The organism is Photorhabdus sp. RM71S, assembly GCF_042879355.1.
GTDB classification, from domain to species: domain Bacteria; phylum Pseudomonadota; class Gammaproteobacteria; order Enterobacterales; family Enterobacteriaceae; genus Photorhabdus; species Photorhabdus kayaii.
Genome location: NZ_JBHFKV010000082.1, coordinates 1 through 11,522 on the forward strand (window position 1 = coordinate 1; position 11,522 = coordinate 11,522).

8 protein-coding genes and 1 pseudogene are annotated in these 11,522 nt (G+C 39.0%); 3 read left to right on the forward strand and 6 right to left on the reverse strand.

The window, feature by feature from the left end; translation table 11 throughout:
• Window positions 1-76: 76 nt before the first annotated feature.
• Window positions 77-875: pseudogene (locus tag ACGF5R_RS22710) on the reverse strand (IS110 family transposase); the annotation flags it as partial.
• Window positions 876-1,496: 621 nt separating this feature from the next.
• Between ACGF5R_RS22710 and gntR the strand changes: the two are divergent.
• The 3 genes from gntR (at window position 1,497) to gntU (ending at window position 4,537) form a co-directional block, all read left to right on the forward strand.
• Window positions 1,497-2,492, forward strand: a complete 996-nt coding sequence (gntR, locus tag ACGF5R_RS22715) for a gluconate operon transcriptional repressor GntR (RefSeq protein ID WP_112879097.1) — start codon at window positions 1,497-1,499, stop codon at window positions 2,490-2,492.
• A 168-nt stretch (window positions 2,493-2,660) separates the two neighbouring features.
• Window positions 2,661-3,200: a gluconokinase gene (gene gntK, locus ACGF5R_RS22720; protein WP_112879096.1), complete on the forward strand. Its 540-nt coding sequence runs from the start codon at window positions 2,661-2,663 to the stop codon at window positions 3,198-3,200.
• A complete protein-coding gene (gntU, locus tag ACGF5R_RS22725) occupies window positions 3,200-4,537 on the forward strand; it encodes a gluconate transporter (protein ID WP_112879095.1) in 1,338 nt (445 codons plus the stop codon). The genes gntK and gntU overlap by 1 nt, the downstream gene beginning before the upstream one ends.
• A gap of 89 nt (window positions 4,538-4,626) precedes the next feature.
• On the opposite strand, the gene ACGF5R_RS22730 is transcribed toward gntU, so the two are convergent.
• The 5 genes from ACGF5R_RS22730 to ACGF5R_RS22750 form a co-directional block, all read right to left on the reverse strand.
• On the reverse strand, window positions 4,627-5,547 hold the full coding sequence (locus ACGF5R_RS22730) for a GNAT family N-acetyltransferase (protein WP_112879094.1): 921 nt from the start codon (window positions 5,545-5,547) through the stop codon (window positions 4,627-4,629).
• A gap of 210 nt (window positions 5,548-5,757) precedes the next feature.
• Entirely contained in the window at window positions 5,758-6,978 is a 1,221-nt protein-coding gene (locus ACGF5R_RS22735; RefSeq protein WP_112879093.1) for an SGNH/GDSL hydrolase family protein, read from the reverse strand.
• Window positions 6,965-8,101, reverse strand: coding sequence for an SGNH family hydrolase (locus ACGF5R_RS22740; RefSeq protein WP_112879092.1), 1,137 nt, complete (start codon window positions 8,099-8,101; stop codon window positions 6,965-6,967). Before ACGF5R_RS22740 ends, ACGF5R_RS22735 begins: the two co-directional genes overlap by 14 nt.
• Window positions 8,088-9,509 (reverse strand): MBOAT family protein, encoded by a 1,422-nt coding sequence (locus ACGF5R_RS22745; protein ID WP_262980502.1) that lies wholly within the window; start codon window positions 9,507-9,509, stop codon window positions 8,088-8,090. The genes ACGF5R_RS22740 and ACGF5R_RS22745 overlap by 14 nt, the downstream gene beginning before the upstream one ends.
• A gap of 439 nt (window positions 9,510-9,948) precedes the next feature.
• The gene (locus ACGF5R_RS22750; protein WP_112879090.1) at window positions 9,949-10,737 is read right to left on the reverse strand and encodes a protein bax; all 789 of its coding nucleotides are present in this window, start codon (window positions 10,735-10,737) and stop codon (window positions 9,949-9,951) included.
• Window positions 10,738-11,522 lie beyond the last annotated feature (785 nt).

Here is an 11,522-nt window from a genome sequence, read left to right on the forward strand (position 1 = left end):
GCCGTTCATGTCATCAATTATCAGTCTTCGCAAAACCAGTGGGATAACGTTTAAATTTATTCATAATGACGCAGGATCAGGCGTCAAATACCGTGTGCTGTGTCGTGATTACCCAAGCTATCCGGGCAAATTTATTCGCTAGTGCACAAGTCACTACATTGGCGTGTTTTCGTTCAAGCTGCTGTCTGACCCAGTCAGCCAGTTTTCCTGAATAATTATCCAATCGTTGCATAAATATTCGTGCACATTGCACCAGTAGTCTCCGCAAGTTCTTATTTCTTCGTTTACTGATACCCAGCAGGGTATTTTTTCCTCGCTATATTGCCTGGGAACTAATCCCGTTGAGGCGGCAAAATCACGACTTTTGGCATATTGTCGACCATCTTCCCAACGATGAAGAAAGTAAGCTAGCTGTGATTAAACCAACACCGGGGAGGGTCATAAAACGCTGGGCTGTGTCATCCGTGGTGATCGTGTGTTTTAGTTCAGATTCTAACTCGACTATTTGTTCAACAATATAGTGATAATGGGCGTGTAGTTGCATCAACAATCGGACCCGATAACTTGGGAGTTCGTGCTCTGCCAACACAAACGATAAGCGCTTATAATAGCGTCTCCCTTCGGTAGGCTAATCCCAAACTCGAGTAAAGAGCCATGTATCTGATTAGTCGTTTTGATCTTATCCCGGACAAGTGACTTCCTGACCCGATGTAATACACTCATTGCTTGTTGAGCTTCAGTTCTGGGCTGAACAAAACGCATTGAAGGACGTGATGCGGCTTCGCATATCGCTTCGGCATCAACAAAATCATTCTTGTTACTTTTAACGAAAGGTCGGACAAACCGAGGCAAATGAGTTTAGCCTCATGCCCCAAATTTTATAGTTGATTTTCAAAATCTGGTCGAGAGAAGAGTTTCGGAGCAAACCGGTGAAGCGATAAATCTTTCTATGTTCCATTAAGCAATATAGGCATGTTGGTTAACGGGTTATTTTCGATATCGGTTTTGAGCACCTTAATAACGCAGCTTTTTCTTAATTGGTATAAGTTAACGAGAGTTTTTTCCTAATTGCATACCTACTTGTACTTAAGCTGACGATGTAGTTCATATCAAGTTTGAGCCAGCATCGAATGATTAAACCTTAATTTCGCCTGGACATTTCTCCTAAGCTGGCTTAATGTCCCTGCTTCTGATTTTGATAAGTTTGGCAATTTCCAAGTTCTTATTCATTGTCATGGTGTGGTTCTTGCTGGTTGTGGTGGCCCATTGCTCTAAATCATTCGGTAATATATCAGCGGCGAAATCCTCCTAGTCACAAAAAATATGTCTTATATCTCCACTCTAAAGGATAAGATTTTACGATACACTAAATAAATTGGGATTACAGTTTCACAGCCAGACTAAATTTTAAAAAAATGTATCCTTATAGTGTATAAATATATCATAACACTACGTTTATTATTCTAAACTTTACTCATTCTATATTGCATTGAAATATGAAGAAAAAACGTCCTATTTTACAAGATGTTGCAGATCGTGTTGGTATAACTAAAATGACGGTAAGTCGTTTTTTGCGTAATCCTGATCAAGTTTCTGAGCAATTGCGAAAGAAAATAGCGGATGCTTTAGATGAGTTAGGTTATATCCCAAATAAAGTACCGGATATTCTCTCTAATTCCACTAGTCATGCTATTGGTATTTTATTGCCTTCTTTGACTAACCAAGTTTTTGCGGAGGTTATTCGTGGTATCGAATATGTGACGGATAGTTATGGTTATCAAACTATGTTGGCTCACTATGGCTATCGCTCAGAAAAAGAAGAAGAGCGTTTGATTTCTTTACTTTCCTATAATATTGATGGTTTGATTCTTTCAGAACGTACTCATACTCCACGAACTTTAAAGATGTTGGGAACGGCTGGTATCCCTGTCGTTGAACTGATGGATTGTGTTTCTCCTTGTTTTGATATGGCAGTTGGTATTGACAACTTTGAAGCAGCTCGGCAGATGGTAATGGCAATGATTGAGCGTGGTTGCCAGCGGGTGATTTATCTTGGTGCGAGACAAGATGAAAGGACAATTATTCGTCTGGAGGGCTATGAAGCTGCAATGAAAAGCGCCGGGTTAAAGCCAGGTAAGATAATGACACCAGACAGCTCTTCTTACACATTAGGGGGGCAGTTACTGAATGAAGCACGAACAAAATATCCTGATGTTGATGGTCTATTCTGCACTAACGATGACCTCGCAATCGGAGCAATTTTCGAGTGCCAACGTCAAGGGATAGCTGTACCACATGATATTGCGATAGCTGGCTTTCATGGCCATGATGTTGGTCAGGTGATGACACCAAAACTTGCCAGTGTATTGACGTCTCGTGACTTATTGGGGCGGAGGGCTGCCGAATTATTAATGGCTCGGCTGAAGGGCGAACATTTACCGCAAAAAATGATTGATATCGGCTTTCAGTTATCTCTGGGAGAGAGTATCTAATCGGTCTGCTGGATTTGCGTTTTTTTGAACTCATTTGTGATGAATATCACATTTATATTTCCTGAATATTCCGTGTTGTTGCGAATTTCGTCTCTACTTCTGATAATGTTACCGATAACAGTTACCGGTAACATTTCGTGGATAAAATATCTACGTTGAGGAGTTTATATGAACGATGCCCAACATTCGAATCATGTTTTTGTGCTTATGGGGGTATCCGGTAGTGGTAAATCTGCTGTTGCCAGTGCTGTGGCCTATAAATTGGACTCTGCTTTTTTAGATGGTGATTTTTTACACCCAAGATCTAACATTAATAAGATGGCTGAAGGCTACGCACTGAATGATGAAGATCGTGAACCTTGGTTGAAATCACTGAATCATGCAATTTTTGCTATGCAACGCACAAACCCGGTTTCCCTGATTGTTTGCTCTGCTTTAAAAAAACATTACCGGGATATACTGCGTGATCGTAATAAGAATCTGTCATTTCTTTATATGAAAGGCGACTTTGATTTAATTGAAAGTCGATTGAAGGCACGTAAAGATCATTTTTTTAAATCTCAAATGTTGGTATCTCAGTTTGAGGTATTAGAAGAGCCGGGGAGTGATGAACAGGATGTTTATCTGGTTGACATTAGATCGTCTCTTGATGAAGTGATAAATCACTCGATAAGAATAATTAATAGTGTCATTTCAGGGGAAAAATAATGAGTACTTTAACCTTAGTGCTGACAGCGGTGGGTTCTGTTTTTTTACTGTTGTTTTTGGTGATGAAGGCCAGAATCCACGCTTTTGTTGCGTTAATACTGGTTTCTATGGGGGCGGGTGTTTTTTCTGGTATGCCACTGGATAAAATTGCTGAAACAATGCAAGAAGGAATGGGAGGAACGTTAGGTTTTCTGGCTATTGTTGTCGCACTGGGGGCGATGTTTGGTAAAGTTCTGCATGAAACAGGCGCACTGGATCAGATTGCGATTAAACTACTAAATAGTTTTGGTGAAAAGAATGCTCATTATTCATTGGGGATCGCTGGCCTGGTTTGTGCTTTGCCATTGTTCTTTGATGTAGCTATTGTTTTATTGATTGGTGTGGCGTTCGCGGTCGCGCGTCGTACTGGCGGTAATGTAGTGAAGCTGGTTATTCCTCTGTTTGCTGGTGTCGCCGCAGCAGCAGCATTTTTGTTACCTGGTCCAGCACCGATGTTGTTGGCTTCACAGATGAATGCTGATTTTGGCTGGATGATCTTGATCGGTATCAGTGCAGCGATTCCTGGGATGTTACTGGCGGGGCCAATCTTCGGTAATTTTATCAGTAAGTATGTCACTCTGGATTTGCCCGTGGATATAAGTGAGCCAAGCCTTGGTCAAGGTAAGATGCCATCTTTTGGTTTGAGTTTGTCACTGGTTCTGTTCCCTTTGGCTTTGGTTGGGTTAAAGGCTATTGGTGAGAATTTTGTTGAACAGGGTTCTGAGTTGTATCAGTGGCTTGAATTTATCGGTCATCCATTTTCTGCGATTTTGGTTGCTTGTTTGATTGCTATTTATGGTTTGGCAATTCGCCGTGGGATGAGTAAAGAAAAAGTGATGGATATTTGCTCTTCGGCTATTCAACCGGCTGGAATTATTTTATTGGTGACTGGGGCTGGTGGTGTATTCAAACAAGTATTAGTGGATTCTGGTGTTGGCCCTGCTTTGGGAAACGCATTGATTGGGGCGGGTCTGCCTATTGCATTAGCGTGTTTCATCCTTGCTGGTACAGTACGCGTTATTCAAGGTTCTGCAACTGTTGCCTGTTTGACAACTGTTGGTCTGATTTTGCCCGTTGTTGATCTTCTGGAATATTCTAGTGCCCAGCTTGCAGCTCTTTCAATTTGTATTGCGGGTGGTTCTTTGGTATTGAGCCATGTTAATGACTCAGGCTTTTGGTTATTTGGTAAATTTACTGGTGCAACAGAATCTCAAACACTGAAAACTTGGTCAATTATGGAAACTATTCTTGGAATAACAGGAGCCATTGTTGGAATGGTTTTCTTTGCCATGTTGTAATTCATATGAATTAGGAGATTGTATTAGATTAATACCGCCTTCCTTAGAAGGCGGCAAGATAAGTTAACTATTTGAAAATATTGCTGACATTAAAATAGTGTTCTTGCTAACGGGTGACGGTGGCACCAGCGATCTTTATAGGAGAAAGTAGGTTTGCCAATAGAATAGCGCATCGTTTTTTGATTCTGTTGGCAGAGCGTTGAAGCATTTTGAATATTTAACCACATGACAATGCTTCCAAGGCTGAGATTAGCGTATTCAGGATCGTATCCACCGTTTACTGCATCGAATGAAACCCATTGAGGGCTGTCTGATTTTATAACTAAATCGTAGGCTGCTGGGGTTCCATTGATAGTTAATACACATCCGTACAGATGTTGTTTGAGTTCGGTGTATAGTTCGGTTAATTTTCCTTTTTCTTCTTCACTGTGTTTTTTTTCCCACCGTTTTTCGTACAGTGTGGTGTAAATATCAACAAATTCCTGGCAGGTGAAATCATCAATTTGATGTATTTCTCCGCCTGCACGCTTAAATTTATTAATTTCATTACTCCGATTTCTTCTTGTTTTATAAGAAAAATCTTCTTTAGCAAGGCATATTGTTCGCTTGTTTAATCGGCCATAGTAGATGTTGACGAAGTTTTCTTTGTGCAGAGGCGATATGGTTTTTGACCTCCCAGGGATGATAGTTTTTAGATGTTTGGCAATAGGGAAGAGAATTTCATCGTAACTGAAAAAATAGTAGTCCTTTTGGTGACTTGCTGCCAGATGATGATCTTTACATGTAAAGTATGCCCCTTCGATAACGTTTTCTATTTGTGGATTTTCTTTGACATAAAAGATAAAACTATTGCCAAATTTTTCATTTAAAAAACGTACAATATCTGGATGAGTAGATATTCCACCACCATAGAGAGAATACGCTTGTTGGTAACGTTCGAAACTACATTCTTTCCAGCCGGAGATGAGCCTTTTTATAGAGCTGAGAGGATACTTTTTGGGAAAAATCATATTTTAAATACTCTTTTTAACGCTATGTTTTACACATGGTATAAACTTATTTTCAACGCATTAAATACAACAAAAAAGATAGTTTGTCTTTATTAAATGGGTTTCTTATGAGCTCATATATATTGTAAATCTAAGATTATAAGTTTAATTTTTCTGTACTAAAAACAAGATAAGTATTTAGTACTATTCCCAATCAAGCCTTATTGTTGCTTATTGACCGAGAACATCTATTAACTGTTGATATAAAGCTTCAGCACTGCGCTCATAACCTGCGGCTGAAAGGTGAACATAATCAGGACGAGCAAGATCTTGTTGCGCCCAGCGCCTAATTGAGCATTTTCCACCCATATATGCACGCCAGTTCCAGAATAGTGTGTGCTGATCTTGAGCGACTTTTTGTTGAGTATGGATGATATTATCCAACATTGTTGGTTGTTGTGCTATACAACTTGTAAATTGGTTGTTTTTCAAAGAATCACCTGGCCCAATGATAAGGATAACTGTTTGTGGTAACTGATTACGAATCTGTTTTATCTTAGTTTCCAGTTGCTGGCGATAGCTTGATAAACCCAGCGAATGATTAAATGCCTCATTTGTGCCATAAGCGAGGATCACCATATCAGGATGCATTTGAACTAATGTATCAATCCATTTTGGCTGCCATTTATCCATCATATTAATAGTTGCACCATTAATACCCAAGGCAGATAACATAATACCTGGTTGTTTACGTTTGATAAACCAGCCGCCTAATTTTAACTGATTATTTTGTATCGCCATAATATTAACTGGGAATGTAACTGATTCTTCAGTAGAAAATTGCCAGTGATCATGGGTTGCCGGTAATTTTAGTATTCGTTTGGTTGCAGATTGTACCAGAATCTGAGCATCACCCGATGCTTGGTATAACGTTTTGAGTTGATAGCGATCATGGGATGGTACAAACAGTCTTAGAATTAATTGACTTATTTGGCTATTGGGTTCTGCAATTGCACCGCCGATAGGAAAATCAGGCCGATTATCTTTGCGGCTGGTGGTGAGTTTCCATTGCTGCTTATCATCGGTCATACTGATCATAGCGTTACGTTGACCAGGTACATTAATTGGGCTAACAAAACCAATCCCTGCATCGCCAAAACGTTGTTGCAATAAAGAGCGAAGCTTGCCGGTAAAAAAGTCTGCGGCAGTATGAGAATCTCCTATCTGAACAAAATGCAGTTGATTATGGCGGCTGTTGTGAAGTTTATCCGCCAGTAAAGCTAAATTCGGTTCACCAAAGTCTATTAGCTGTTGGTTCTCTTTTGCAGACTGTTGTGTTGGCAACGGCAATGGCTTTTGTTTATGGCACGATATCAAACTTAAAGAGAGTGTGATGACCAGACTAATGCCAGCAGATTGATATCGTCGACGAAGTTGTTTAACTATTTTCATTTTGTTTAGCTGGTTCCTGAATAAATTTAATCAATGAAAATATGTTATCTGAGATAGTTTGTTGGCCTTTCAAGCTAAAGTGTATACCATCACCGCTTCTGAGTTTAATTTTGTTACTATTGTCGCCGACATAATCGGAATAATCATTTGCATGATATTTGAAAATATCATTAACAGAAACATAGATTTCTCCGGCTTTCGTTACTTCCGATTGATATAAGGATCTCAGATATTTCATGCTGGCAGAAAGTTTTTTCTGTCGCATATTGGGAGGAGCAACCCAGATAATATCAGCCCCGTGGTTACGTGCTGCGGTAAGGACCATTTCGATACGCTGGCGATAGAGGTTTTCCCAATCAGGGCTGGCGAATTTCAGGTAGATGTTTCCATGTTTTGGTGGCATATCCCAGGGATCATTTGGCCCCAAAAAAATAACAACTAGCTTGATATCATGGTTGGCTTCCAGTGTTTTATTGATAGTTTCCGGCCAATTAAAAAAACTGGGATAAGCAAGCCCAGTACTTTGTTTGCTGAGATTAATACTTGAAATACTGTAATCCCGGTAGAGCCGACGTTTCAGATGGGGAGCGATGCCCTGCATCATTGAATCTCCAGCAAACAGCACTTTATCTTTGGCTGTCAGTGTCACGTTGGTTTTAGCGATAACCGTGCTGGGGGAAACATTATTTCTTAAATTATGGGGTATTGGTGAATTAACAGGATGAGTATGGGGAGATTTCTGTAATAACTCAGGGAAAATTGCAGGCAGATTTGTAACAGGAGAGGGATAACCACTCAGGAGCTTGAGTCCAATTTGAAAATCCACAGGCAGTGTGATATCAGCTTCCTGGCGAGTTCGCTGATGGTTGCTACTGTTATTACTGGTAGTATGTGACATGAAAGCTTCCCCCGCAGCGAGTACACCTTGTTCCAGATTATCACCGAAATCCCAGAGCGGATGGCCTTGCAAAGTCGCCCAAAGACTTTGCTGGTGATATTCTTGTTGCCAGAATCTATCCAGTGAACGATGATTTAGCCAGATTAACAGTAGGCTAGTTAATATTACGATAAAAATAACTTGCCCGGCCGTTTTTAGATTAGATTTGAATTCAGAAATTGGCATAAATGAATCCTGGTATTCCTTGTGGTGAAATCATAAATACCAAAGTCAGAATAATCGCTAATGGTATTGGGTAGCATATCCATGAAATCTGAGAATACATTTTCTCAACCATTATTTTTAGATTAATCAGCCACGGATAAATAATAAAGAGTCCCCAGAACATCAGTAACAACCCACTATTGGCTATTATCGAGTGAAATAAATTTGATGATATCAATTGATTTAATAATATTAGTGCATCATCTAGAGTAGGACAACGGAAGAAAACCCATGCCAGACAGACAAAGTGGAAAGTGATGATTCTGGATAAAAATGAAATGACTGGATTTTGGGGAATATTTTGATTTTTTTTGTCTATTGGGGGAAATAACTGATGTTTAGCATTGAGGATTATTAATCCCAATCCATGAATAGCTCCCCAGATAATGAAATTAATTCCGGCTCCATGCCATAACCCAGAGATTACCATAGCAACAAACAAATTAAGATTTTTACGTACAAATCCTTTCTTATTACCACCAAGAGGAATATAGACATAATCACGGATAAATTCAGATAAACTGATATGCCAACGGCGCCAGAAGGCTTGTAAGTTTTCAGCCAGATAAGGGGCATTGAAGTTTTCAGGTACTCTGAATCCAAGGAGTAGTGCTAATCCAGTAACAAGATTGGTATAACCAGAAAAATTAAAATAGATATGCCAGGCATAGGCATAGATACTAACCAAGATTTGCCCTGCATTGTAGCTGACGGGATCATCAAAAACTGGATTAACATAATTTTCGGATAAATAAGAGCTGAACAAAAATAGTTTGGTTATTGCCAATGTAATTAATAATATGGCTCTTGATGGTTCAATGATCACTCTTGATGATATCTGGATTTGAGGCAGGAAATCTTTAGCTCGGTTTATTGGTCCGGCAACAATACTCGGAAAAAAGCATAGATATAAAGCGACATCAGGAAATGATGCTTTGGGTATTTCTTTTCTTGCGACAGCAACGACATAGCTGACGGAATGAAATGCATAAAAAGATAAACCCAAAGGGACGAGTAGTGTTAGTACGGGTAAATCTATGGACAAGCCAAATTTGGCAAACGCTTGTTGGAGACTTTCTTGAAAGAAAGAATAATATTTGAATAGAGTGAAACACCCCAGAATACCTATTGTCAGGATAGTAAACGTGATGCGGTTGGATAGAAATTTGCTGGCTATGTTTGTTAAAAGATAAATAAATAGCGTATAGCCAAATAGGATGCTGGTGAAAAGCGGATTAAAGGAAAAGACAAACAGATAACTTGCGATTATCAGCAGGTAGTTTTGTGTTTTCGCATGTTTTTGTAGCATCCAATACAAGAGAAAGAAAGCAACAAAGGAACCAATAAACTCAAAAGAAAAGAAATTCATATTAAACTCTGGTCAATCATTTTATCTCAATACAGGTTAATATTGAAGGATATTATAGTATTTAATCTAAACATTCTATCAATGAAAAGAACAAATGGGTGGATATAAGAAAATCATCCATTCCATAGTGACTGCCTGTCCCAATAGGGCTATTTTATTCACCCTTCTTTGCCATAAAGAGCGAACCCGGACAGTGCTCAGACAAAAGCACGAGCTTTTGAACGCACTGTAGTGCGGCCCGTAGGGCGAGCGAAGCGAGTCATCCTCACGTACTACGTGTACGTTCCGGTTTTTCCGCGCTGTCCGTGTTCACGGTTCATTGATAAGAATAGCTTGCAACAAGCAACAATTACGCCTATTGAGATTGGCACTTAGTTATAGCAACGGATGATATTGGTACTTAACACAAGATATTCATGCTAATGACTTATTTAGGCCCTTAGTCGTGATCGTTTTTAGCTAACTTCTGCGCCTGAGTAATAAGCCCTTTATTGCTGTTAAATACTTTGTGCAGGTAGTTGTTGTAAGTCGAACCCAATTGTGAATATCCTTCAAGATTATCAATCAATTTGCTGGTATTTAGTGATTTCTGAAGGCTTCTCTGCTTGGCGCGTGAAGCACGTAATGATTCATAAGCGTTATGGGTGTTCATATTTCTCATATAGGCTTTGACCGAATCATTGATAGTCGGATAGGCGGAATAACCTTTTATCTTACCTTGGGTTTTCTTACAGTTATTACCGCAACGCATACCAAATAAGTTGTTATTCTGTTGTGCAAGCTTAGATGTTCCCCAACCAGATTCTGTTGCGGCCTGAGTGGCAACAAAATGGGTTGGGATGATGTCAACACGACTTAGTAGCTTGTTCCAGTTAACTTTTTTAGGCGAGCTGCTACAGCTCACGTTGTAGTTTTTACAAATTTGTTGCAGGCGCTTGATGTCCTGTATAGACCAATGCTTGGCATTTTGGTGTTCCAGTAGCCATTTCCGTTCCTGCATAATTTGTTGATTGTGTTGATCAATCACAGGGACAACAACATTTAAAAACGCTTTCTTACGTAGGGTGCCCGAAGGGTATTTTCGCAAATCTGGCAAATTGCTTTGCATGCCATTGTGAGAATACTCTATGCTTTTAGCTGTGCTAGTTGAAGCATGACTAAAAGCGGAAAACAATAGTGAGATAAAGAAAGCGAAGATGGCAGTTGTCCTCGTCGTTTGAGAGGGCATTGCTTTTCCTCGTTTGCTCTGAATAAAAAACAGGCTGATATTAGCAAAATAAATCCAGCATAGCCAGAGTTATTAGTGATTCATAAATATATTTTCTGTAATGAAAATTATTATTTTGCTAATTTGTTCTGTGGTTTTTTATTAATTTATATATGGTTATGTGCTGTTTGTGTACAAAATATTGCCTGTCTAGGTTGAATTATTCATCAGATATGATCATGATTTTTGAGTTAATTTTGTGCCTGTAAGTCGCTTTATCAAAAGAAAAGTGATTTGTAAACCAGCTAGTATAATATCGGAAGTGATTGAACTTAGTTTTATATAGTACTGTTAATTATAGTACTGCCAATCGTAAGAACACCGCAGCGAGTAATAAACTAATTGATATTAATATTGCCGTTATAAGAATAAGTATCATTTTCATAAAAAGGTAACCTGTTACCGATATGGTCTCTTTCCTCTATGAGTTAAAACTAAGTCGTATCTGTCAGGCTTGAGCTAATTTCATAATAGAGTCATTGTTATTGGTACGGTGCAGGATATTCGATATGGTTCTAAATGTTAAGTTAAAATAAGTAACAATGTGTTACAAATATTTATTCCGAGTGATATTGTAATAATATAATAATGGGGGTGTATATAAGAATAAAAAAATTTTAATAATTTATTTGTTGAGGCAGATTCGACTAATAAGTGCAATTTTTCAGAAGGGCGGTCAGTTGCTATAGTAGGCATCTTTCTCGCCAAAGGAAAATGCACTATGGCCTATACACAACTGACCGAAA